At 69.1% G+C, this 21,710-nt stretch carries 23 protein-coding genes; 15 read left to right on the forward strand and 8 right to left on the reverse strand.

Annotated elements, in window-relative coordinates; genetic code table 11:
- Positions 1-81: 81 nt before the first annotated feature.
- Together ACFXIV_RS29470 and ACFXIV_RS29475 are read right to left on the reverse strand one after the other, a co-directional pair.
- Positions 82-720 carry a PadR family transcriptional regulator gene (locus ACFXIV_RS29470; RefSeq protein ID WP_379398845.1) on the reverse strand — a complete coding sequence of 213 codons (639 nt, stop codon included), beginning with the start codon at positions 718-720 and terminating at the stop codon, positions 82-84.
- Between the two features lie 37 nt (positions 721-757).
- Positions 758-1,591 (reverse strand): IclR family transcriptional regulator, encoded by an 834-nt coding sequence (locus ACFXIV_RS29475; protein ID WP_354834982.1) that lies wholly within the window; start codon positions 1,589-1,591, stop codon positions 758-760.
- A gap of 234 nt (positions 1,592-1,825) precedes the next feature.
- Between ACFXIV_RS29475 and ACFXIV_RS29480 the strand changes: the two genes are divergently transcribed.
- From ACFXIV_RS29480 to ACFXIV_RS29505, 6 genes are all read left to right on the forward strand, one after another.
- A complete protein-coding gene (locus ACFXIV_RS29480; RefSeq protein WP_379398844.1) occupies positions 1,826-2,341 on the forward strand; it encodes a flavin reductase family protein in 516 nt (171 codons plus the stop codon).
- A 159-nt stretch (positions 2,342-2,500) separates the two neighbouring features.
- A complete protein-coding gene (locus tag ACFXIV_RS29485) occupies positions 2,501-3,673 on the forward strand; it encodes a Rieske 2Fe-2S domain-containing protein (RefSeq protein WP_379398843.1) in 1,173 nt (390 codons plus the stop codon).
- A gap of 11 nt (positions 3,674-3,684) precedes the next feature.
- A complete protein-coding gene (locus ACFXIV_RS29490) occupies positions 3,685-3,930 on the forward strand; it encodes a hypothetical protein (RefSeq protein WP_379398842.1) in 246 nt (81 codons plus the stop codon).
- A 132-nt stretch (positions 3,931-4,062) separates the two neighbouring features.
- Complete coding sequence (locus tag ACFXIV_RS29495) at positions 4,063-5,145, forward strand: 2Fe-2S iron-sulfur cluster-binding protein (protein ID WP_379398841.1); 1,083 nt, start codon at positions 4,063-4,065, stop codon at positions 5,143-5,145.
- Positions 5,146-5,173: 28 nt separating this feature from the next.
- On the forward strand, positions 5,174-6,052 hold the full coding sequence (locus tag ACFXIV_RS29500; protein ID WP_379398840.1) for a VOC family protein: 879 nt from the start codon (positions 5,174-5,176) through the stop codon (positions 6,050-6,052).
- Between the two features lie 40 nt (positions 6,053-6,092).
- Positions 6,093-7,124, forward strand: a complete 1,032-nt coding sequence (locus ACFXIV_RS29505; RefSeq protein ID WP_379398839.1) for a zinc-binding dehydrogenase — start codon at positions 6,093-6,095, stop codon at positions 7,122-7,124.
- Here the strand turns inward: ACFXIV_RS29505 and ACFXIV_RS29510 are convergent.
- Both ACFXIV_RS29510 and ACFXIV_RS29515 read right to left on the reverse strand, forming a co-directional pair.
- Complete coding sequence (locus ACFXIV_RS29510; protein ID WP_379398838.1) at positions 7,097-7,969, reverse strand: class I SAM-dependent methyltransferase; 873 nt, start codon at positions 7,967-7,969, stop codon at positions 7,097-7,099. The genes ACFXIV_RS29505 and ACFXIV_RS29510 overlap by 28 nt on opposite strands.
- A 145-nt stretch (positions 7,970-8,114) precedes the next feature.
- Complete coding sequence (locus ACFXIV_RS29515; RefSeq protein ID WP_379398837.1) at positions 8,115-9,839, reverse strand: nitroreductase family deazaflavin-dependent oxidoreductase; 1,725 nt, start codon at positions 9,837-9,839, stop codon at positions 8,115-8,117.
- A 115-nt stretch (positions 9,840-9,954) separates the two neighbouring features.
- Here ACFXIV_RS29515 and ACFXIV_RS29520 point away from each other — a divergent pair, with 115 nt between their 5' ends.
- Positions 9,955-10,533, forward strand: coding sequence for a TetR/AcrR family transcriptional regulator (locus ACFXIV_RS29520; RefSeq protein WP_379398836.1), 579 nt, complete (start codon positions 9,955-9,957; stop codon positions 10,531-10,533).
- 3 nt (positions 10,534-10,536) lie between these two features.
- On the opposite strand, the gene ACFXIV_RS29525 is transcribed toward ACFXIV_RS29520, so the two are convergent.
- The 4 genes from ACFXIV_RS29525 to ACFXIV_RS29540 form a co-directional block, all read right to left on the reverse strand.
- On the reverse strand, positions 10,537-11,283 hold the full coding sequence (locus ACFXIV_RS29525) for a short-chain dehydrogenase/reductase (protein ID WP_379398835.1): 747 nt from the start codon (positions 11,281-11,283) through the stop codon (positions 10,537-10,539).
- 417 nt (positions 11,284-11,700) lie between these two features.
- Positions 11,701-12,579 (reverse strand): ribokinase, encoded by an 879-nt coding sequence (locus tag ACFXIV_RS29530; protein WP_379398834.1) that lies wholly within the window; start codon positions 12,577-12,579, stop codon positions 11,701-11,703.
- A 24-nt stretch (positions 12,580-12,603) separates the two neighbouring features.
- Positions 12,604-12,942, reverse strand: a complete 339-nt coding sequence (locus ACFXIV_RS29535) for a GNAT family N-acetyltransferase (RefSeq protein ID WP_379398833.1) — start codon at positions 12,940-12,942, stop codon at positions 12,604-12,606.
- Positions 12,939-14,459 carry an MFS transporter gene (locus ACFXIV_RS29540; protein ID WP_379398832.1) on the reverse strand — a complete coding sequence of 507 codons (1,521 nt, stop codon included), beginning with the start codon at positions 14,457-14,459 and terminating at the stop codon, positions 12,939-12,941. Before ACFXIV_RS29540 ends, ACFXIV_RS29535 begins: the two co-directional genes overlap by 4 nt.
- 60 nt (positions 14,460-14,519) lie before the next feature.
- Between ACFXIV_RS29540 and ACFXIV_RS29545 the strand changes: the two genes are divergently transcribed.
- From ACFXIV_RS29545 to ACFXIV_RS29580, 8 genes are all read left to right on the forward strand, one after another.
- The gene (locus ACFXIV_RS29545) at positions 14,520-15,788 is read left to right on the forward strand and encodes a glutamate-5-semialdehyde dehydrogenase (RefSeq protein WP_379398831.1); all 1,269 of its coding nucleotides are present in this window, start codon (positions 14,520-14,522) and stop codon (positions 15,786-15,788) included.
- Positions 15,789-15,814: 26 nt separating this feature from the next.
- Positions 15,815-16,699 carry an AAA family ATPase gene (locus ACFXIV_RS29550; RefSeq protein ID WP_379382360.1) on the forward strand — a complete coding sequence of 295 codons (885 nt, stop codon included), beginning with the start codon at positions 15,815-15,817 and terminating at the stop codon, positions 16,697-16,699.
- Positions 16,700-16,767: 68 nt separating this feature from the next.
- Positions 16,768-18,216: a VWA domain-containing protein gene (locus ACFXIV_RS29555; RefSeq protein ID WP_379399023.1), complete on the forward strand. Its 1,449-nt coding sequence runs from the start codon at positions 16,768-16,770 to the stop codon at positions 18,214-18,216.
- 72 nt (positions 18,217-18,288) lie between these two features.
- Entirely contained in the window at positions 18,289-18,921 is a 633-nt protein-coding gene (nadD, locus tag ACFXIV_RS29560) for a nicotinate-nucleotide adenylyltransferase (RefSeq protein WP_379398830.1), read from the forward strand.
- A gap of 25 nt (positions 18,922-18,946) precedes the next feature.
- Complete coding sequence (gene rsfS / locus ACFXIV_RS29565; protein ID WP_379398829.1) at positions 18,947-19,354, forward strand: ribosome silencing factor; 408 nt, start codon at positions 18,947-18,949, stop codon at positions 19,352-19,354.
- A gap of 5 nt (positions 19,355-19,359) precedes the next feature.
- Positions 19,360-20,010 carry a histidine phosphatase family protein gene (locus ACFXIV_RS29570; protein WP_379399022.1) on the forward strand — a complete coding sequence of 217 codons (651 nt, stop codon included), beginning with the start codon at positions 19,360-19,362 and terminating at the stop codon, positions 20,008-20,010.
- Positions 20,000-20,773, forward strand: a complete 774-nt coding sequence (gene octT / locus ACFXIV_RS29575) for a diglucosylglycerate octanoyltransferase (protein WP_379398828.1) — start codon at positions 20,000-20,002, stop codon at positions 20,771-20,773. The genes ACFXIV_RS29570 and octT overlap by 11 nt, the downstream gene beginning before the upstream one ends.
- On the forward strand, positions 20,770-21,612 hold the full coding sequence (locus tag ACFXIV_RS29580) for a DegV family protein (RefSeq protein ID WP_354835024.1): 843 nt from the start codon (positions 20,770-20,772) through the stop codon (positions 21,610-21,612). Before octT ends, ACFXIV_RS29580 begins: the two co-directional genes overlap by 4 nt.
- The last annotated feature ends 98 nt before the right edge of the window (positions 21,613-21,710 follow it).

Raw genomic sequence — 21,710 nt, forward strand, 5'->3', positions numbered from 1 at the left:
GTGGCGTCCTCCAGGGTGGGTAGTAACACGATCGTGTGAACCGTGTCACGGCCACTGGGCGCCGACTATCACCAAGTCCGTTCAGTGGGAATCGCTGGAATTCTGCTTCTTCGCAGGCTTCCGGCGGCTACGCTGTCTCGCCAATTTGTCCAAATCCGCCAGCAGTTCCTCGGCGAATTCCTTTTCGGCCTCGTAATGCTTGACGCACCAGCGCAATACCGCGCTGGGATATGCCCAGTCCGGATTCACATCCGCGCCCTCGGCGTCGGCCTGTGCACGCCGCCGCATGGTCTCGGTGTATTCGATGTGCTGGGTGAGGATCTCGCGCATGCGCTCGGGCTCGGCCAGGTGCCCCAGCCAGGCCCGCAGCATCACACTGTGCTTGAGGACGGGGGCCTCGACGGGGGAGTGGTTGACCCAGTTCGACGCTGCTTCGCGCCCGCTCTCGGTAATGGCATACATGCGTTTGCCGCGCATGCCGTCCTCGGACACCACGGTCCGGGAGATCGCGTAGCCGTGCTTTTCCAAACGCTTGAGCTCGGCGTAGATCTGGCTGAACGACGGACTCCAATAGAAGAACTGCAGACTCCAGTCGGCCCATTTCTTCAGGTCGTATCCGGACAGTTCTTCGGCGTGCGAGAGCATTCCGAGAACCGCCCACGCCGTTGTGGGAAGTTCCGGAATCGCCTGCGCCTCTTCGGCAGGCACGCCATCGGTCATGATCGAACTGTATCGCCCCCGCATGCCCTGGCTCCGCTCAACGCCAGTGGGCGCGACGCGGGAACAGGGTGCGGCCGGCCTCGTGCGCGACCTCGAGCACGACGCGGGCCAGCCGGTCGTAGCTCATGCCGTCGGCGCGCCCGGACAGCGACAGCGCGGCGGGCGCGGTGCCGCGGCCCCGCAGCGGCGCTGCGACACAGGCGATTCCGGCGACGGCCTCCTCGCGGTCGATGGCCACGCCCTGCCGCATGCGGATCTGCTGCAGCTCGCGCGAGAGCGCCTCGGGCTCGCAGATGGTGCGCGGGGTCAGGCGCGGCAGCCGGGTGCGCAGCGCGGCCTCGGCGATGTTCGGCTCCAGGCAGGCGAGCATCGCCTTGCCGAGCGCGGTGGCGTGCGCGGGCATCCGGCCACCCAGGCGGGTGGGCAGGCTGGCGGCGAAGCGGCCGCCGGCCTTGTCCAGGTAGACCACGTCGCGGCCGTCGAGGACGGCCAGGTGTCCGACCATGCCGGTGCGCTGGCTCAGCTCGTGCAGCAGCGGGGACACGGCGTCGCGAATCTCGTTGTGGTCGGCGGTGAGTCCGCCGAGCTCGAGTGCGCGCATGCCCAGCCGGTAGCCGCCCGAGGTGTGGGCCAGCCAGCGCAGCTTGATCATCTGGTCGAGGATCCGGTGCACGGTGGACCGCGGCAGCCCGGTGCGCTCGACCAGGCCGAGCAGCGTGAGGGTGGGGGTGGATGCGTCGAATGCGTCCAGGATCAAGGTCATCCGCTCGATCATCGAGACGGGAACTTCAGCGCTGGCGCGAGATTCCTTGGCGCGCATGGGGTTGTGTGGGTGTCGAGTCTCCGCCGGGGGCAGCATGGTGACGGACATATGTACCTCCGTTGGTTCATATCCAGTCTAGGACTATTCCGATTAGGCATGTACCTAGTTCGGAGCTTGTGCTACCCATCACAGTGCCTCGTGCCACAACCTGCGGAATCGGGAGAACTACGTAAAACCTACGCATCCGTGTCCCGATCACCGAACCACGGAGTTGACGCCTCCTGCGCGCGACCTGCTGTCATGACTGCTAGCTATATTTCGGATCGAAATAAGGAGGCGCCGGTGCTTACTGGTGTCAATGTGCCCGGCGGCCGGACACCGGCCATCGACGCGACGGCATTCAAGACCGTTCTCGGCAGGTTCTGCTCGGGAGTCACCGTGATCACCGCCCTTGACGAGGACGAACCCCTCGGCTTCGCGTGCCAGTCGTTCGCATCGCTGTCCATCGACCCGCCGCTGGTGAGCTTCTTCCCGGCGCGGACCTCGAGCACCTGGCCGAGGATCCGTGCGGTGGGCCGGTTCTGCGTGAACATCCTGGCCGACGATCAGGCCGAGATCTGCCGTCAGCTCGGGCGTCCGGGTGCCGACAAGTTCGCGGGCGTGGAGTGGACCGCCTCGGAGAACGGCTCGCCCTTGCTCGCCGGGGCCATGGCCTCCATCGACTGCGAGCTGTACGACGAAGCCGACGGCGGCGACCACACCATCGTCATCGGCCGCGTGACCTGCTTGAATGAGCATTCCGAGGCGAAGCCGCTGCTGTTCTATCGCGCGGCGTTCGGTCGTCTCGACACGCAGTAGGCACGGTCGTCCCGAACATCAGTGGGCGTAGTCGTCCCGGCCATCGGCCGGCGCGGTCGTCTCGTCCATCAGTAGTCACAGCCCGGCCAGTGAGACTGCGCTGTCGTCGCCGTCACATCGGCCGCAACCATCGAAGCAAGGCAAGGGAGAGGAATTCACATGACCACCATGGACGGTGAGGTGCGGGTCATCGACGCGGGCAAGCCCCCGGCGCGATTCGCGCGCGGTTGGCACTGCCTGGGTCTGGCCGACTCCTTCCGCGATGGAAAGCCGCACACCGTCAAGGCTTTCGGCACCGAGATCGTGGTGTTCGCGGCCGAGGACGGCACCCTCAACGTGCTGAACGCGTACTGCCCCCACATGGGTGGCAACCTGGCCGACGGCACCGTCAAGGGCGACTCCATCGCCTGCCCGTTCCACGACTGGCGCTGGAACGGCAAGGGCAAGTGCAGCGGCATCCCGTACGCGCGCCGCGTGCCCCCGCTGGCCCGCACCAAGGCGTGGCCGACCATGGTCGAGAACAAGATGCTGTTCGTCTGGAACGACCCGGAGGGCAAGCAGCCGCCGGCCGAGCTGGCGATCCCGCGCATCGACGCCGCCTTCGACGACGAGTGGACCGACTGGACCTGGAACTCGATGATCGTCGACGCCAACTGCCGCGAGGTCGTCGACAATGTCGTGGACATGGCTCACTTCTTCTACGTGCACTACGGCTTCCCGACCTTCTTCAAGAACGTCTTCGAGGGCCACACCGCCAGCCAGTACATGACCTCCGTGTCGCGTGAGGACATGATGGGCGAGACCGCCAAGGCGCTGGGCGGCAAGAACGTCCTGCAGTCGGAGGCCTCCTACTACGGGCCCTCCTACATGATCGACTACCTGAAGAGCGAGAGCCCGAACGGGCTGGTCGTCGAGGGCTACCTGATCAACTGCCACTACCCGATCAACGAGAACCAGTTCGTGCTCATGTACGGCGCGATCGCCAAGAAGCCGGAGGGTGTGCCCGCCGCGCAGGCGCAGGAGATCGCCGAGAAGTTCGTGGGCGGCCTGGGCAAGGGCTTCGAGCAGGACGCGGCCATCTGGAAGCGCAAGTCGCGCATCAACAATCCGCTGCTGTGCGAGGAGGACGGGCCGGTCTACCAGCTGCGTCGCTGGTACGAGCAGTTCTACGTGGACACGGCCGAGGTCAAGGACGAGATGACCGACCGCTTCGAGTACGAGGTGGACACCACCCGCGCGGTCACCGCGTGGGAGGCCGAGGTTGCCGACAATATCGCCAAGCGCGAAGCCGCCGTTGCGAGCAACGTCTCCGACGCAGTGGCACAGGGCTGAGAGACGCTGCCATGGACAAGGTTTCGTGCCGGTCCTGCGGGACCTGCGTGCTGGTGGAGAAGTACAGCGACCAGCACACCAGCGTGCAGTGGAACAGGGACGCGCAGGCCGCCTGCACGGAACTCGCGGACACCAGACTGCGAGCTCACACGTGCCCGGCGCTGCGGGCCAGCATCGACGAGGCCGTCGCCTCGGGTGCGTTGACCGTCAGCACGCGTGACGTGGACGTGCGCACTCGCGGGCGAACTCTGGCCTGAGTGGAGTCGCCGGCTGCGGTCGGCGTTCTCCGGGTGGGCCTCCCGACATCGTCGGCGGTCGGCCCCGAGTAGCGGATACCCCTCCGGGACGGGGTCGAAACTGACAGCACAGGAATGGAACTGGTGGAACGGATGACGGTCACGGACTTCGAGGTGGACGCGGCTGTGGAAGCCGCGCAGGTGAGCGGGATCACATCGGTGCGGATCGTGCGCGTGGTGCGCGAGACGGCCGACGCGGTGTCGCTCGAGCTGGCGCCGGACGCCGCGCACGCCGACCGGTTCTCGTATCGTCCGGGACAGTTCCTGACCCTGCGCATCCCGAGCGATCTCACCGGGTCGGTGAGCCGCTGCTACTCGCTGTCGAGCGCGCCGCACGAGGGCGGTCCGCTGAAGGTCACCGTGAAGCGGACCGTCGACGGCTACGGCTCGAACTGGCTGTGCGACAACGCCACCGAGGGCCTGACCCTGGACGTGCTGCCGCCCGCCGGCATCTTCACCCCGGATTCGCTGGACACCGACCTGCTGCTGTTCGCCGGCGGCAGCGGTGTCACGCCGGTGCTGTCCATCCTGAAATCCGTGCTGGCGCAGGGCTCCGGCCACTGCACGCTGATTTACGCCAACCAGCACGAGAATTCGGTTATCTTCGCCGAGGAGCTCGCGGAACTGGCTGCCGCGCACCCGGATCGACTCCTGGTGCTGCACTGGCTGCAGTCGGTGCAGGGCTTGCCGAGCGTGGCCGGTCTGGCCGCGATGGCGCGTCCATGGGCGGGCCGGGAGGTTTTCGTCTGCGGTCCCGGTCCGTTCATGGACGCGGTCGCGGCGGCCATGGCCGAGCTCGGCGCGGACCGCAAGCGCGTCCACTCGGAGAAGTTCGTCTCGCTGTCCGGCAACCCGTTCGAGATCGACACGGCCGCAACCGAGGTGGTGGCCGACGACGGTGACGCCGCCCTCGCGCGGGTCGAGCTCGACGGCGAGAACCACGAGCTGACCTGGCCGCGGCAGCAGACCCTGCTCGACACCATGCTCGCCAAGGGCCTGGACGCCCCGTACTCGTGCAAGGAGGGCGCGTGCAGCGCCTGCGTGTGCCGGGTGGTCTCCGGCGAGGTGAGCATGCGCCGCAATGAAATCCTGGAGGACGAGGACATCGCCGACGGCTATGTGCTCGCCTGCCAGGCCGTTCCGGTCACCGACGACGTCACCGTCACCTATTCCTGATATCCCGAATCTCCCGAGGAGTATCACCATGGCTGCCTTCGCCTCGCTCGGCTACGTGCGCGCCCAGATCGCCGATGTGGACGCCTGGCGCGCATTCGCCTTCGACACCATCGGTTTCGCCGAGGGCTCCGGCCCGAACGCCGATTCGGTGTACCTGCGCGTCGACGAGCACACCTACCGGCTCGAGCTGGTGCCCGGCGACCGCGACGCGGTCATCGCCGTCGGCTGGCAGGTCGCCGACCGGCGCTCGCTGGAGCTGGTGCGCGAGATCCTGGAGAAGGCCGGCGTCGCGATCACCACGCTGACGCCGGCCGAGGCCGCCAACCGGCACGTCGAGGAGGCCATCGCCTTCGTCGATCCGTCCGGGTTCACCATCGAGGTCTTCCACGGCCCGCTGCTGGACCACAGCCCGGTGGTCGGCAAGTTCGGCAACCGGTTCGTCACCGGGGACCTCGGTCTGGGCCACGTGGTGCTGCCGGTGCGCGATATCGAAGAGGCGCGCAAGTTCTACACCGAGGTGCTGGGCTTCGCCTCCCGCGGCTCGTTCCGGGTGGGCCCGCCCGAGCATCCGATCTGGATCCGCTTCATGGGCGTCAATGCCCGCCATCACAGCCTGGCGCTCATCCCGGGCTCGCGCCCGGACGGCCCGGGCATCGTGCACGTCATGATCGAGGTGGACTCGCTCGACGATGTGGGCCGCGCCCTGGACCGCGTGAACAAGGCGGGCTACCACCTGTCCTCCACGCTGGGCCGCCACACCAACGACAAGATGATCTCCTTCTACGTCCGCACGCCGGGCAACTGGGATCTCGAATTCGGTTGCGAGGGCATGCTCGTCGGCGACGACTACGTCGCCGAGGAGATGACCGCCGACAGCTACTGGGGCCACGAGTGGGCTAGGGGCTGACCCACCCGCACCCGCGCTCCCGGCACGGAAGGACAGTGACATGCGTGCGGTCGTCATGCGGAATCGGAAACTCGTGGTCGACGAGGTGCCCGAACCGGTCCCGGGACCCGGGCAGGTGCTGGTCGAGACGATCGCCTGCGGGATCTGCGGATCCGACAAGCAGGCGCTCGACCACACCGACGAGTTCCTGCAGGCCTCGCGCGACAGCGGCGTGCCGACCTTCCTGTTCGATCCGCACCGGGACCTGGTGCTGGGCCACGAGCTGGCCGCCCGGGTCATCGGCGCCGGACCGGACACGCCGTTCGTGGCGGGGCAGCACGTGGTCGCGCTGCCCTGGGCGCTGGACGCCGCGGGCGGGATCCACGGAGTCGGATACTCCAACGAGTTTCCGGGCGGCTTCGGCGAGCGCATGGTGTTGCAGGCCATGGCGCTCGAGCCCATTCCCGATCATGTGCCGCCGCATGTCGCCGCCCTGACCGAGCCGCTGGCGGTCGGGTTCGGCAATGTGGCGCGCACCGGCATCGGGCCGGACGGGACCGGGATCGTGATCGGTTGCGGGCCGGTCGGTCTGGGTGCGGTGGCCGCGCTGGCCGAGCGCGGCGTCGCACCCATCGTGGCCTCGGATCCGTCGAAGCTGCGCCGCGAGGCCGCGCTGCGGCTGGGCGCGCACCGGGTGGTGGATCCGGCCGTCGAGGATCCGGTCGAGGTGTGGCAGGAGCTGTCCGCGCCGGGGCAGAAGCTGCACGTGTGGGTGTGCGCCTCGGTGCCGGGATTGCTCAACGACCTCATGTACAAGGTTCCGCGCGAGACGGCCATCCTGCAGATCGGCGCGGTCATGACCGACGACGTCATCCGGCCCATCGTCGGCATCTACAAGGACATCTCGCTCCAGATGTGCATGGTGTACCCGCACGAGGAGTACGCGAAGACCCTGCGCCGCATCGCCGATGGCACCGTGGACGCCGCCTCGCTCATCACCGATCAGGTGGGGCTGGACGGGGTCGCGGGCGCCATCGAGTCACTGCGCAATCCCGACGATCACATTCAGATCCTGGTCCGTCCCGGAATGTGAGCGCGCACCAGCCGGCAGAAGTCGACCGGGTGCAGGCCGTCCGCGCGCTGCCAGAGGGCGGCGTCGACAGCGGTGTGCTGCGAAATATGTTCGGCCACAGTGAATCCGTGCCGATCGAGCAGCGCCGTCACGGACTCGGGTGAGAAGAAGCTGAGCAGCGGCTCACCCTGTTCGGCGGTGGCGGCGAGCGCGAATTCGGCGAAGACACGGCCGGATTCGTCACGCAGCTCCGGTAACAGCGCGTACTCCATCACCAATTCGGTGCCGGGCGCCCAGCCCGACAGCGTGTCCAGGGTGGCGCCGATCGCCGATTCGGTCAGATACATGGTGACGCCCAGCCAGCTCACCAGGGCGGGCCGATTCGGGTCGAAGCCGTGCGCGGCCAATTCCGCGGCCAGGTCGTCGCGTTCGAAATCGACGCCGACGAATTCGACCGTGTCGACGCCGATTCCGGCGGCTGCGAGCAATTCCCGCTTCCACGCCTGGGTGGCGGGATGGTCCACCTCGTAGACCGCGACCCGCCCCGCCAGGGGCGAGCGGTAGGCGAAGGTGTCCAGGCCCGCGCCGAGGATCACGTACTGCTCGAACTCGCCGGCCGCCAGCCGGGCCTCGGTGTAGTGACTGCGGGCGCTGACCTGGGATCTGGTGCCACTGAGCACCGGGTGATCGCCGGACTCCCGGTGATAGGAGATGAGTTCGGCGGCCCGCTCGCCCAGCAGCGTCTCGGCCACGGTGTCCTGGAACAGATGCGGTGGGCGATCCACGATCAGATGCGCGGCGCGTCCGGCCGCCGCCATCATCGCGGTCCGGCTCGGGCCCCTGTTGTCCGTCGAGCCGTTGTCCATCGAATTCTCCCTCCACGTAAGGATGCGCGGCAGCCCATTATCGGTAATCGCTACCGCGAGACCCGATGGTAGACAGGAGAATTCGATTTCGCTTTCACCATATCACACGGAAATAAATTCCCGATTACGGTGAAATGCCGTCGGACTATCGATCGGTGAAGGTGATCCGGACCGTCACCGGATCGCTCTCCAGCGCCGCGAAGAAGCCGCGGGTGAACGGGGCCAGCGCCGGATGCGGGGCGAAGGTGCGGGCGCGGGCCACCACATCGTCGTCGGGGAGCAGCGCGGCGGTGCCGGTGCGCCAGTTATCACCCTGGCGGACACGGACATTCGGGTTGGCCGTGAGGTTCAGGCCCCAGCCCGACCGCAGGCCGTGCTGGCAGATGGCCCACGCGCCCTCGTCGTCGAACAGCAGCGACACCGGCACGCGGCGCGGCTGCCCGGACTTGCGGCCGACGGTTTCGATCTCGCTGGCGAAGGCGGTGCGGATGCCGATCCGGTCCAGGGCGCGGACGGTCGGGTTCATCACGTAGCGGCCCACGGCGCGCTCGGTGCGGAACTTGCGGGCCGCCCGGTCGGCGGTGGTGCGCGGGGCGGCGGATCGCTTGCTGCGGAAGGCGTCGAAGCCGTTGCGGCGCAGCATGGTCACCGCCGTCAGCCAGGGCGAGCGGTCCGGATCGGGATCCTTGCCCGCGCCGAGCCGGTGCAGCTGATCGGTGTGCCACTGCAGGTCGAGCGCGCCGTCGAAGGACTTCAGGCCGCCATTGGCGGCCAGGCGCGGGGGCAGGCCCAGCGAGATGTGCGGCGGGCGCAGCGCATCGGTGCGCTCGGTGAGCAGATCGGCTGCGGCGCTGGGGATCACGGCCGCGGGGCGGCCCAGGCCGACCAGGTCGCAAGTGCCGCCGGCCAGCGCGTCGGACATGGCGGCGCGGGAGCGGAAACCGCCGGTCACCGCGATCGGGACCGAGCCCGCGGCCTGCCGGGCGGTCTCGGCGTAGTCCAGGAAGTACGCCTCGCGGGCGCGGGTGCCGGCCGAGGCCGTGCGCGGCCGGCCCATCATGGCGGGAGATTCGTAACTGCCGCCGCTGATTTCGAACAGGTCCACCTGCTCGCCGGACAGCTCCTCGATGACCGTGCGCGACTCGTCCTCGGTGAATCCGCCGCGCTGGAAGTCGGCCGAATTGAGTTTGATGCCCAGCCCGAAGCCCGGGCTCACCGCCGCGCGGATGCTGCGCGCCACCTCGACCACGAATTGCCGCCGCCGCTCGGCGTCGCCGCCCCAGGCGTCGGTGCGCTGATTCGACAGCGGGGACAGGAACTGCGAGACCAGATAGCCGTGCGCGCCGTGGATCTGGACGCCGTCGAATCCGGCGGCCTCGGCGACCCGGGCGGCGCGGCCGAAGCGGGCGATGATGTCGAGGATCTCGTCCTCGGTCAGCTCGCGCGGGGCGGGCACGCCGGGGATGCCCATGGCAATGGCCGAGGGTGCGACCGCGCGGGTGCGGGTGACGATCGGATTGGCCTGCCGTCCGGGATGATTCAGCTGCACCCAGACCTTGGCGCCGCCGTCCTTGGCGACCTTGGCCCAGCGGGTGAGGGCCTCCAGGTGCCGCTCGTCCTCGATGGCCACATTGCCGGGTTCGCCGCAGTGCCGGCGGTCGACCATGACATTGCCGGTGACGATGAGGCCGTAGCCGCCGCGGCTCCAGTGGCCGTACAGTCGTTCCAGCCGCGCGTCGGGGGCATTGTCGCCGTTGGCCAGCCCTTCGCTGAGGGCGGATTTCATGATCCGATTGGGTAGCACCTGACCGCTGGCCAGCGGCAGGGGATCGTGCAGGGTCGACTGTCGCGCGGTGGATGCTGACGGCATGGTGTGGCCCCGATTCCTCGTCGAAGAGTTGAGCGGCGGACTACACTGAGTAGACCAATCGGTATATCCGAAAACGGTAGTACACCGATCGGTATAGAGCAAGGAGGAACCGTCCATGGGTGCCCGCGACCGCCTCATCGACAGCGCCATCGCCCTGATGCGGTGCAATGGCATCGCCGGGACCGGCATCGCGCAGCTGCTCGAGCACAGCGGCATCTCCCGCCGGTCCATCTACCTGAACTTCCCGGGCGGCAAATCCGAACTGGTCGCCGAGGCCACCCGGACCGCCGGACAGGCCACCAGCGCACTCATGCGAACTGCCACCGCCGGCACCGATCTGGCCGGCGCCATCGCCGCCTTCCCGGCCCTGTGGCGGGACGTGCTGGTCTCGAGCGACTTCACCGCGGGCTGCCCGATCGTGGCCGCGGCGCTCGGCCGCTCGGAATCGCCCGAGGCGGCCGACGTGGCGGGGGAGACCTTCGGAGAGTGGGAGGGCATCCTGGCCGACCGGCTCGAGGCCGAGGCCGTGGAACCCGCCACCGCCCGCTCCCTGGCGACCACCATCATCGCGGCGGTCGAGGGCGCGGTCGTCATGTCGCTGGCGACCCGCTCGACCGCACCCCTGGAACGGGCCGGCCAGCAGATGGCCGACCTGGTTGCCCTGCACACGGGCAGGACGACCTCGGTCGCCTGAGCTTCAGATCAGGCTCAGGCCGCCGTCGATGGTGACGATGGTGCCGGTGGTGTAGCCGGACCGGTCCGAGGCCAGAAACGCTGCCATATCGGCGATTTCACGCGGATGGGCCGGGCGGCCGAAGGGGAAGTCCGCCGCCATCTCGGCGAAACGGGCATTGGTCTCGATGAGTGTGGTGATGCGCGAGGTGGCCACCGGGCCCGGATTGATGCCGACCACCCGGATGCCGTCGCGCCAGCTGCGGCTGCCCAGCGCGCGGGTGAACGCCATGAGCGCCGCATTGCCGGTGCTGCCCGCGATGTACTCGGCATCGGGCCGCTCGCCCGCCGAACCGATGACGTTCACGATGACGCCGCCGCCCCGCTGCGTCATGTCCGCGTAGACGCGGCGGCTCAGGTCGATGTAGCCGAAGACCTTGAGCTCCCATGCGTGCCGCCAGGTTTCGGCGTCGACGGCCGTCAGGGTTCCGGCCGGAATGTCGCCGGCATTGTTGACCAGAATGTCCGGCGCGCCGACCGCGTCCGCCAGCCCGGTGAGATCCTCGGCCGACCGCAGGTCCACCGAGTGGGAGCGCACCTGCACCCCGTACTCGGCGCGCAGCCGCTCGGCGATCTCGTCCAGCCGCTCCTTGTTGCGGGCGGCCAGATGCAGATGGCAGCCCTCAGCGGCGAGTACCCGCGCGATCTCCGCGCCGATGCCCGCCGACGCGCCGGTCACGAGCGCGGTTCTGCCGCCCAGTCTCAAATCCATTGGCCCATCTCCTGAATCTCGTGTCCGATGCCGATGTCAAACGGTGCGGACATTCGTCGGGTTCAACTTTTTGGTCGAATGTCCACATTGAGGGAAAAGGCGGATCGCCGCCATCTGTTCCCGGTGCCCGCTACGCCGTCGCGGTGGGCACGATGCCCGACAAGCCGACCACGCGCTGAAATACCCTGTCGCGCAGCCTTGCCGGTATATGTGACAAACACGACCGCGAGTCGTGCATCGGATCCCGCTTCCGGTGGCTTCCGTGACGCTCGCGGAATCGGTGACATCGAGCGTGAGCTGGGTGATGCCGGTGGCGTCCAGGTCCGGTGTCGGGGTGCGGACCCCGGCGTAGACGTGGAATCCCTTGGCGGCCAAGGCCAGTGCGCAGGCACCCTTTCGTTGACCCTCACCACATCATCACACCCGGCTATCGCGCCCCGGACCCGCGAGCACGCGCTCGACCTCCGCCGACTCCGGAATCGAGGCACTGGCACCCAGTTTCGTCGTGGCCAGCGCCCCCGCGGTACAGGCCCACGCCAGCGCGGAAGGGGGCCCCTCGTGCCAATGCGCGGCGAGCGCGCCGGTGAAGGTGTCGCCCGCACCGGTGGTGTCCACGACCTGCACGCGAATCCCCGGATGGGCGAGCTCGACACCGTCGGGACCGCGATAGCTCGCCCCCGCGCCGCCCAGCGTTGTGATGACGTGCGGCACGTCGGTGAGCGCGGAGGCCAGTCGAGCCGCTTCACCTTCATTGACGACCGCGACGTCGACCTCGGCCCACAACTCGTCCGAAAGCTCTTGCACCGGTGATGGATTCAGCACCACCGTGGTGCCATTGGCCCGCGCGTGCCGGGCGGCCGCGAGCACGGTGGGAATCGGAATCTCCAACTGGCACATGAGCACATCCGCGGCGGCGATCGTATCCAGGTCCGCCGTAGTCAGTTCCGTCATCCGCCCATTGGCGCCCGCCACCACGATGATGGTGTTCTCGCCATTCCGGTCCACCACGATCGTCGCGATCCCACTGGGCCCCTCGACCTCGCGCAGCCGTGAGACCCCAACCCCGGCCTCGTGCAACACCTTCCGCAGCGCGTCGGCGAACACATCCCCGCCGACCGCCCCCACGAACTCGACGTCGGCCCCCGCCCGCCGCGCCGCGATCGCCTGATTCGACCCCTTCCCACCCGGAACCAGCGCGAACCCGTCCCCGGCCACCGTCTCTCCGGACTCCGGCCGCCGCCCGACGGTCGTCACCAGATCCATATTGATGCTGCCCACCACCGCGATTCGCGCCATGGTCCGGACCGTAGTGCCGGCGGCTCAGCCGAGGGCGGATTCGACGATGGACGTGGCCTCGGGGGTGACGGGGTCGAGGATGTCGTCGAAGTCGTGGTGTTTTTCGACGTAGGCCTTGACGAAGGGGCAGCTGGGGACGATGCGTTTGCCGGCGGCTCGGGTGGCGGTGAGGGCGGCGCTGATGAGTTTGGAGGCCAGGCCCTGACCGGCGAAGGCCTCGTCGATCTCGGTGTGGAAGAAGATGCGCTGGCGGCCGTGATCGACGTAGGCGGTCAGGCCGGCGCGGGTATCGCCGACCTTGATGGCGAAGTACTGGGGGACGGTGTCGGTGACCTGGGAGATGGTCGGCTCGGGCGCGGTCATGAGGGCTCGCTTCCAGTCGGGGCGGTGTGGTGGTCGGGTTCGAGGGGCGGGCTGGCGACGGCGGAGAAGGTGCGGCACTCCGGTTCACACGAGGGCGGGGCGGTGCGGAGGGCGTCGTCGCGGACGGTGAAGAAGGCCAGGGCGGCGGCCGCGATCATGAGGATGGCGCAGGTGAGGATGGCCAGGTGGAAGCCGTGGGCGAAGTCGGGCGGATTGGTGTACGCCGCGCCGGTGAGTCCGGCCAGGGGCGGAATGGCCGCCACGCCCAGCAGACCCGCGGCGCGGGCGACCGCATTGTTGACGCCGCTGGCCACGCCCGCATGGCGTTCGTCGGCGGTGGCGAGGACGGTCGCGGTCAGCGGCGCCACCGCCAGCGTCAGGCCGAAGCCGAAAACCAGTGCGGCGGGCAGCACATCGGCCAGGTAGGAGGTGTGGATGCCGATGCGGGTCATCAGCAGCATGCCCGTCGCGGCGAGCAGTACACCGACGGTGATCGGCCAGCGGGGTCCGATGCGCTGGGCCAGCGCGCCGGAGCGGGCCGAGAACAGCAGCATCAGAACGGTGACCGGCAGCATGGCCGTGCCCGCGGCGATCGGCGTGAATCCGGCCACCACCTGCAGGGTCAGCACCAGCAGGAAGAAGACCACGCTCATGGCCCCGTACATGACGAAGGTGACCATATTGATCGCGGTGAACTGCTTGGAGGCGAACACCACGACGGGCAGCATGGCGGCGGGATCCTGGCCGTCGCGCGACCGCCGCCGCTCCACTGCCACGAATCCCGTACCCGCGGCGACGCCCGCGATCGCGCTGCCCCACACCAGGATTCGACTCGTACCGTGCTCGGGCGCCATGGTCAGGGCGTAGGTGATCCCGGCCAGGCACAAGGCCGCCAGCACCGCGCCGAGCACGTCGAACCTCCCGTGCGCCTCGGCATCGCGGGTCTCGGGCACATGCCGGATCGTCACCGCCACCACCACCGCGGCCAGCGGAATATTGAGCAGGAACACCCACCGCCAGCCGGCCGCCTCCACCAGCCAGCCGCCCAGGAAGGGCCCGATGGCGCCGGCCACGCCACCCAGCCCGGACCAGGCCCCGACCGCGCGCGCCCGCTCCTCGGGCCGGAACGAGGCCTGAATGATGGCCAGTGAGCCGGGCGTCAGCAGCGCACCGCCCACACCCTGCAGGGCCCGTGCCGCGATGAGCATCGAAACGTCTTGCGCCGCACCGCACAATGCGGAGGCGATGGCGAACCACGCCACCCCGATCAGGAACACCCGCCGCCGCCCGTACCGGTCACCCAGCGACCCGCCCAGCAGGATCAATCCGGCCAGCGTCAGCGTGTACGCGTTGACCGTCCACTGCAGTCCCGCCATCGATGCGCCGAACTCGTCACCGATCCGCGGCAGTGCCACATTCACGACGGTCGCGTCCAGCATGGCCATCCCCGAACCGAGGACGGTGGCCAGTAGAACCCATCGGCCGGTGCCCGAGGACAACCGGATGCTCGCGGTCATGCGCTCACGGTAACAACCTGCCCCCGACCGGCGGCAGATCGTCATCAGTAATCTGTCCTTATGACTGCTCCCACGACCACAGATCGGGACGCCGTCCGCGAGGTGGTGCACGACTCGGCGCGCCGGGCTCGGGTGGCGTCGCGGACGCTCGCTCAGCTCACCACCGCGCAGAAGGACGCCGCGCTGCACGCCGCGGCCGACGCGCTGCTCGCGGCCAAGGACGCGGTACTCGCCGCCAACGCCGAAGACATCGAGATCGCCCGGGCGGGCGGCACCGCCGAGTCGCTGCTGGATCGGCTGCGGCTGACCGAGGCCCGCGTCGACGGCATCGCCTCGGGGCTGCGGCAGGTGGCCGGGCTGCCGGATCCGGTCGGCGACGTGGTGCGCGGGTCGACGTTGCCCAACGGTCTCGAAATCCGCCAGGTGCGGGTGCCGCTGGGCGTGGTGGGCATGGTGTACGAGGCGCGGCCGAATGTCACCGTCGACGCCTTCGGGCTGGCGCTGAAGTCGGGCAATGCGGCGCTGCTGCGCGGCTCGTCCTCGGCGGCGAAGTCCAATGCGGCATTGGTCCAGGTGCTGCGGGAAGCGCTTGCAGCGCAGGGGATTCCGGCCGACGCGGTGCAGCTGCTCCCGGCGGAGGACCGCTCCAGCGTCACCCACCTGATCCAGGCGCGCGGCCTGGTGGACGTGGTGATCCCGCGCGGCGGCGCGGGCCTGATCAATGCGGTGGTGCGCGATGCGCTGGTGCCGACCATCGAGACCGGCACCGGCAACTGCCACGTATTCGTCCACCGGGACGCCGATCTGGATATGGCCGAGTCCATCCTGATCAACGCCAAGACCCGCCGGCCCTCGGTGTGCAATACCGCCGAGACGGTGCTCATCGACCGGGCCATCGCCGAGACCGCGGTGCCGCGCATGATCAAGGCCCTCGAGGACAAGGGCGTCACCATCCACGGCGACCTGCCGGGCCTGGTGCCCGCCACCGACACCGACTGGGCCGACGAATACCTGTCCCTGGACATCGCTTTGAAGGTCGTCGACGATCTCGACGCGGCCGTCGAGCACATCAACGAATGGGGCACCGGCCACACCGAGGCCATCGTGACCGCCGATCTGAAGGCCGCCCGCGAGTTCACCGCTCGCGTCGACGCCGCCGCCGTCATGGTCAACGCCTCGACCGCCTTCACCGACGGCGAGCAGTTCGGATTCGGTGCGGAGATCGGCATTTCGACCCAGAAGCTGCACGCCCGCGGACCCATGGGCCTGCCCGAACTAACCTCCACCAAGTGGATTGTGTGGGGCGACGGGCAGATTCGCCCCGTCTAGCACCCGCTGGATACGAAAGGACCGCCGTGGCTCCCACCACCGCACCCAACCAGGAGCCGATCTTCTCGTCGGTCGACGATGTGATCGAGCGGCTGGCCCGCACCGGCTACCTGGCCGACAAGGCCACCGCCACTTCGGTTTTCCTCGCCGACCGGCTCGGCAAGCCGCTGCTCATCGAGGGACCGGCCGGTGTCGGCAAGACCGAGCTGTCCAAGGCCGTCGCGCAGGTCGCGGGTGCGGAACTGGTGCGGCTGCAGTGCTACGAGGGCGTGGACGAGGCGCGGGCGCTCTACGAGTGGAACCACGCCAAGCAGATCCTGCGCATCCAGGCGTCCTCGGAGAACGACTGGGCCGAAACCAAGGCCGACGTCTTCACCGAGGAGTTCCTGCTGGAACGCCCGCTGCTCACCGCCATCCGGCGCGACGAGCCGACCGTGCTGCTCATCGACGAGACCGACAAGGCCGACGTCGAGATCGAGGGCCTGCTGCTGGAGGTACTCAGCGACTTCTCGGTCACCGTGCCGGAACTGGGCACCATCAGTGCGACCCGCAAGCCGTTCGTGGTGCTCACCTCCAATGCCACCCGCGAGCTGTCCGAGGCGCTCAAGCGGCGCTGCCTCTACCTGCACATCGACTTCCCGGACGAGGAGCTCGAGCGCCGCATCCTGGCCAGCCGGGTGCCGGAGCTGAAGCCCGCGGTGGCGGCGCAGCTGGTGCGGATCGTGCACGTGCTGCGCGGCATGCAGCTCAAGAAGCTGCCGTCGGTCGCGGAGTCCATCGACTGGGCGCGCACGCTCCTGGCCTTGGGCGCAAAGGATCTCGACGACAAGACCGTGCGGGCCACGCTCGGAGTGGTGCTGAAACACCAGGCCGATCACGTGCGTGCGCAGTCCGAGCTGAAGCTGGCCTGATCGTGGCCGGGGCGTCGGAGCCCTCGAAGGGCAAAGAGAACTCGCCGCGCGGGCTGGTTTCCGCCGCCATGCGGGCGATCTCGGGCGGTACGCCGGCCAAGCCGGTGCAGGTGCCGGGACCGACGGCCGAACACGGCCTGCCCGGGCATCTGGTCGGTTTCGTGGAGGCGTTGCGCGGCCGGGGAATTCCGGTCGGGCCGTCCGAAACCGTGGACGCCGGACAGGTTCTCACCGTCCTGGACCTCATGGACCGGGAGGCGCTGCGCGAGGGCCTGGCCTGCGCGCTGCTGCGCCGCACCACCCAGCGCGCCACCTTCGACGGCATGTTCGACCTGTGGTTCCCGGCCGCGCTGGGGGAGCGGATCGGGGCCGAAGAGGTGGAGCTGCCGATCAAACCGGACGGCTCGGTCGACATCCTCGAACTGCGGAAGATGCTGGCGGAGTTGCTGATCCAGGACCCGTCGGGCGAGCAGGCGCAGCAATTGCAGGCGCTGGCCGCGCAGATGGTCGACCAGATGGGCCAGTACCAGGCGGCGGGCGGGCCGTCCTTCTCCGCCTACCAGACGCTGAAGGATCTCCAGCCGGAACTGCTGGTGAGCAGGATTCTCGCCGGTCTCGCCCAGGGCATGGACAATTCCGACTTCGATAGCGAGATCGCCCGCCGCACGGCCCGCGGCCGGATCAAGGACTTCCGCAGCACCGTCGAAGCCGAGACTCGCCGCCGGGTCGCCGAGCGCATCGGCCGCGAGCGCGTCGCCACCTACGGCGTCGCCCGGCAGGCCGAGGACGCCGACTTCCTGCGCATCTCCCAGGCCGAACTCGACGAACTGCGCCGGAGCAGCCAGCGCCTGGCCCGGGTCCTGGCCTCCCGCCTGGCCGCGCGCCGCCGACGCGCCCGCCGCGGCGAGATCGATCTGCGCAAGACCATGCGCAAATCCATGTCCACCGGCGGCGTCCCGGTGAATCTCGTCACTCGCAAGCCGCGTCCCGGCCGCCCCGATCTCGTCCTGCTGTGCGACATCTCGGGCTCGGTCGCGGGCTTCTCCAGCTTCACCATGCTGCTGGTGAACGCCCTGCGCGAGCAGTTCTCCCGGGTCCGCATCTTCGCCTTCGTGGACCGCGTCGACGAGGTCACCCAGCTGTTCGACGCGGCCACCCCGCTGGATCAGCTGACCCGCCGCATCTTCACCGAAGCCGAGGTCGTCGGCATCGAGGGCCACTCCGACTACGGCTCGGCCCTTGAGGGTTTCGCCGAGCGGTTCCCCGACGCCGTCACCAGCCGCACCTCCCTGCTCATTCTCGGCGACGCCCGCACCAACTACCGGGACCCGGCGCTGGACACCCTCCGGCAGCTGGTCGACACCGCCAAGCACGCCTACTGGCTCAACCCCGAGGCCGAGAAGATGTGGGGCACCGGCGATTCCGCCGCCGACCGCTACGCCGACATCATCGAGATGCACGAATGCCGTTCGGCCCGCCAGCTGACCGCCCTCGTGGGCCGCCTGCTGCCGGTCTGAATCCGGATGGCCGGCCGGCTGAGCCCCGCCGGTGCGGGGGCGGCGCAATCGCCCCCGGTAAGCTCGCTTTTCGTGCATACGAACGGCCGCCGCAAGCTGGGCGTGATGGGTGGCACCTTCGACCCCATCCACCACGGGCACCTGGTCGCGGCCAGTGAGGTCGCGAATCGGTTCGACCTGGACGAGGTGATTTTCGTACCGACCGGTCAGCCGTGGCAGAAGGGTGATCGCGCGGTCAGCCCGGCCGAGGACCGGTATCTGATGACGGTCATCGCGACCGCGTCCAATCCCCGGTTCCAGGTGAGCCGCGTCGACGTGGACCGCGGCAAGGAGACCTACACCGTCGACACCCTGCGCGACCTGGCCGAACTCCACCCGGACGCGGATCTGTACTTCATCACCGGAGCGGACGCGCTGGCCAGCATCCTGACGTGGCAGGATTGGTCGGAACTGTTCGAGCTGGCGAAATTCGTCGGCGTGACCCGTCCGGGGTACGAATTGAATATCGACCATCTCGCCGACCACCTCCGCGACTACCCGGAGGGCACGGTCACGATGATCGAGATTCCGGCCCTGGCCATCTCGTCGAGCGAATGCCGGCGGCGGGCGGCGGAGGGCCGGCCAGTCTGGTACCTCGTCCCGGACGGGGTCGTCCAATACATATCGAAACGGCACCTGTACGTGCCGCAAGACAGTGCATGGTGAAAGTGCGCAGGGAAGAGGTAGCAGGGTGACAGCATCGGCAGAAGCGGTCTCGATGGCGACGGTGGCCGCACGGGCCGCCGACGAGAAACTGGCCGCCGACGTGGTCGTGCTGGATGTCTCCGAGCAGCTGGTCATCACCGACTGCTTCGTCATCGCGTCCGCGCCCAACGAGCGCCAGGTCAACGCGATCGTCGACAATATCGAGGACAAGCTGCGCGAGGCCGGATACAAGCCGGTGCGCCGCGAGGGCACCCGTGAGGGCCGCTGGGCGCTGCTGGACTACGTCGAGATCGTGGTCCACGTCCAGCACGAGGACGAACGTGACTTCTACGGCCTCGAGCGCCTGTGGAAGGACTGCCCGGCGGTGCCGGTCGCCGGCATCGGCGATCCGCGCGCGACGACCGAGGAAGACAAGGGCGGGGACGACGAGTGAGCAAGATGGCCGGCGTCCGCCGGTTGATTCTGCTGCGGCACGGACAGACCGAATGGAACGCCGGCGACCGCATGCAGGGCCAGATCGACACCGAACTCGATGACATCGGCAGACGGCAGGCCAAGGACTGCGCGCCCGACATGGCGACCAGCGACCTGATCGCCATCGTCTCCTCCGATCTCAAGCGCGCCCACGACACCGCGCTCGCCGTCGCCGAATGCGCGGCCATGCCGGTCGTCACCGACGAGCGCCTGCGCGAGACCAACCTCGGGGACTGGGAGGGCCTGGACCACCACCAGGTCGACGCCGAGTACCCGGGCGCCCGCAAGGCGTGGCGGCTCGATGCCCGCTTCACCCCGCCCGGCGGCGAATCCAAGCTCGAGGTGGGCGCGCGAGCGCTGCCCGTGGTGACGGAACTCTTCGCCGCGCGGGAGGACTGGCCCGGCCGTACCATCATGCTGGTTGCGCACGGCGGGCTGATCGCGGCGCTGACCGCGGCCCTGCTCGACCTGCCCGAGGCGAACTGGCCGGCCCTGGGCGGCCTGGCCAATACCAGCTGGGTGCAGCTGACCAGCCACGGTCCCGGCGTCGACAAGCCCGGCTGGCGCCTGGATGTGTGGAACGCGGTCGCGAAGGTAGCCCCTGATGTCCTCTGAGAGTTCGAACGCCCAACCGGCGCAGGACGGTTCGCCGCAGCGCAAGGTGCTGGTGGTGGTGGCGGACTCGCTGTCCTACTTCGGTCCCAAGGGCGGGCTGCCCGCCGACCATCCCGGCATCTGGCCCAATCTCGTTGCCGCCGAGCTGGACTGGGACGTCGAACTGGTGGCCCGCATCGGCTGGACCTGCCGTGACGCCTACTGGGCGCTGATCGGCGACCCGCGCATCTGGGCCGCGGTGCCGCGGGCCGGGGCCGTGGTGTTCGCGACCGGCGGCATGGACTCGCTGCCCTCGCCACTGCCGACCGCGCTGCGCGAGCTGATCCGCTATGTGCGGCCGTCCTCGGTGCGCCGGCGGGTGCGCGAGGCCTACAACTGGGTGCAGCCCAGGCTGTCCCCGCTGGGCCGGCCGGTGGCGCTGCCGCCCGCGGTGAGCGTCGACTACCTGGAGCAGTCGCGGCACTCGCTGGCCCAGCTGCGGCCCGAGCTGCCGTTCGTGGCGGTGCTGCCCTCGGTGCACAGGTGCGAGGCCTACGCCGGGGTGCACACCGGGCGCGAGCCCATGGTGCGGGCCGTGTCGGCCTGGGCCGCCGAGCACGCGGTGCCGCTGGTGGATCTCGGGGACGCGGTGCGCGACAACGTGTTCAACGGCCCCGCCAACCCGGACGGCATCCACTGGGGCTGGGAGGGCCACAGCGCGGTCGCGCGGGCCATGGTGAAGGTGCTGACCGAGGCCACGGCCGACGAGGTACACACTGCATGACCGTGGTGGTGGTGACCGACTCGTCGGCCAGCCTGCCGGCCGGCCTCACGGCTGATCTTGGTGTGCTGGCCGTGCCGCTGCACGTGCTGGTCGACGATCGTGAGATTCGGGAGGGGATCGACGACTGCGACATCGACTACGGCTCCTCCCAGGTCACCACCTCGGCCGCCTCGCCGGGTGATCTGCGCAGCGTCTACGAGCGGGCCCTGGAGCTGTCCGACGGCGACGGCGTAGTGGCCGTGCACATCTCGCGGCAGCTGTCGGGCACCTGGGAGGCCGGGCGGCAGGCCGTGCGGGACATGGATGCAGCCGATCGGATCCGGCTGGTGGACTCGCTGAGCGCCGGGCTGGGGACCGGGCTGCCGGTGCTGGCGGCGGCGCGCCGGGCACGGGCGGGCGAGCCGCTCGATGTCGTGTACGACTCGGCGGTGGCGGCGGCCAGCCGCGGGCGCGCGTTCATCGTCGTCAACCGGACCGAGCAACTGCGGCGCGGCGGGCGGCTGAGCACGGCCGCGGCGTTCTTCGGCACCGAGCTGGTCACCAAACCGATCATCCAGATCGTGAACGGGCGGCTGGAACTGCGTGAGAAGGCCCGCACGCGCTCCAAGGCGTTCACCAAACTCGTTGCGGCCGTAGTGGATGCGGCCGGCGAGGACGGGGCGGCGGTCGCGGTCCAGCATCTCGGGGCCGAGGAGGCCGCCAACACCATCGCCGGTCAGCTGCGGGATCTGATTCCCGGTATCCGGGAGGTCATCATCGCCGAATTCGGCCCCACCCTGGGGGTGCACCTGGGCGTGGGCGCGGTCGGCGCGCTGGTGGTTCCGGGCGGCTGCGGCTAGTGGAAACGGCGTTGTCCACAACGTAATTCGCTATCCACAGGTCGGATGAAAGCCCAGGTCGCGTGGGCGGCCGGGGTCGTCGTCGCTCCTACCGTGAG

The organism is Nocardia sp. NPDC059236, from assembly GCF_042754085.1.
Lineage (GTDB): Bacteria > Actinomycetota > Actinomycetes > Mycobacteriales > Mycobacteriaceae > Nocardia.

Excerpts from the sequence above, each read along its gene's own strand:
- ACFXIV_RS29580 (WP_354835024.1), top strand. The coding sequence starts at position 20,770 with ATGACCGTGGTGGTGGTGACCGACTCGTCGGCCAGCCTGCCGGCCGGC.
- ACFXIV_RS29475 (WP_354834982.1), bottom strand. The coding sequence starts at position 1,591 with ATGTCCGTCACCATGCTGCCCCCGGCGGAGACTCGACACCCACACAAC.
- ACFXIV_RS29495 (WP_379398841.1), top strand. The coding sequence starts at position 4,063 with ATGACGGTCACGGACTTCGAGGTGGACGCGGCTGTGGAAGCCGCGCAG.
- ACFXIV_RS29515 (WP_379398837.1), bottom strand. The coding sequence starts at position 9,839 with ATGCCGTCAGCATCCACCGCGCGACAGTCGACCCTGCACGATCCCCTG.
- ACFXIV_RS29505 (WP_379398839.1), top strand. The coding sequence starts at position 6,093 with ATGCGTGCGGTCGTCATGCGGAATCGGAAACTCGTGGTCGACGAGGTG.
- octT (WP_379398828.1), top strand. The coding sequence starts at position 20,000 with ATGTCCTCTGAGAGTTCGAACGCCCAACCGGCGCAGGACGGTTCGCCG.
- ACFXIV_RS29555 (WP_379399023.1), top strand. The coding sequence starts at position 16,768 with ATGCGGGCGATCTCGGGCGGTACGCCGGCCAAGCCGGTGCAGGTGCCG.
- ACFXIV_RS29525 (WP_379398835.1), bottom strand. The coding sequence starts at position 11,283 with ATGGATTTGAGACTGGGCGGCAGAACCGCGCTCGTGACCGGCGCGTCG.
- ACFXIV_RS29510 (WP_379398838.1), bottom strand. The coding sequence starts at position 7,969 with ATGGACAACGGCTCGACGGACAACAGGGGCCCGAGCCGGACCGCGATG.
- ACFXIV_RS29540 (WP_379398832.1), bottom strand. The coding sequence starts at position 14,459 with ATGACCGCGAGCATCCGGTTGTCCTCGGGCACCGGCCGATGGGTTCTA.
- ACFXIV_RS29470 (WP_379398845.1), bottom strand. The coding sequence starts at position 720 with ATGACCGATGGCGTGCCTGCCGAAGAGGCGCAGGCGATTCCGGAACTT.
- ACFXIV_RS29545 (WP_379398831.1), top strand. The coding sequence starts at position 14,520 with ATGACTGCTCCCACGACCACAGATCGGGACGCCGTCCGCGAGGTGGTG.
- ACFXIV_RS29570 (WP_379399022.1), top strand. The coding sequence starts at position 19,360 with ATGGCCGGCGTCCGCCGGTTGATTCTGCTGCGGCACGGACAGACCGAA.
- ACFXIV_RS29500 (WP_379398840.1), top strand. The coding sequence starts at position 5,174 with ATGGCTGCCTTCGCCTCGCTCGGCTACGTGCGCGCCCAGATCGCCGAT.
- ACFXIV_RS29535 (WP_379398833.1), bottom strand. The coding sequence starts at position 12,942 with ATGACCGCGCCCGAGCCGACCATCTCCCAGGTCACCGACACCGTCCCC.
- ACFXIV_RS29530 (WP_379398834.1), bottom strand. The coding sequence starts at position 12,579 with ATGGCGCGAATCGCGGTGGTGGGCAGCATCAATATGGATCTGGTGACG.
- ACFXIV_RS29520 (WP_379398836.1), top strand. The coding sequence starts at position 9,955 with ATGGGTGCCCGCGACCGCCTCATCGACAGCGCCATCGCCCTGATGCGG.
- ACFXIV_RS29490 (WP_379398842.1), top strand. The coding sequence starts at position 3,685 with ATGGACAAGGTTTCGTGCCGGTCCTGCGGGACCTGCGTGCTGGTGGAG.
- ACFXIV_RS29485 (WP_379398843.1), top strand. The coding sequence starts at position 2,501 with ATGACCACCATGGACGGTGAGGTGCGGGTCATCGACGCGGGCAAGCCC.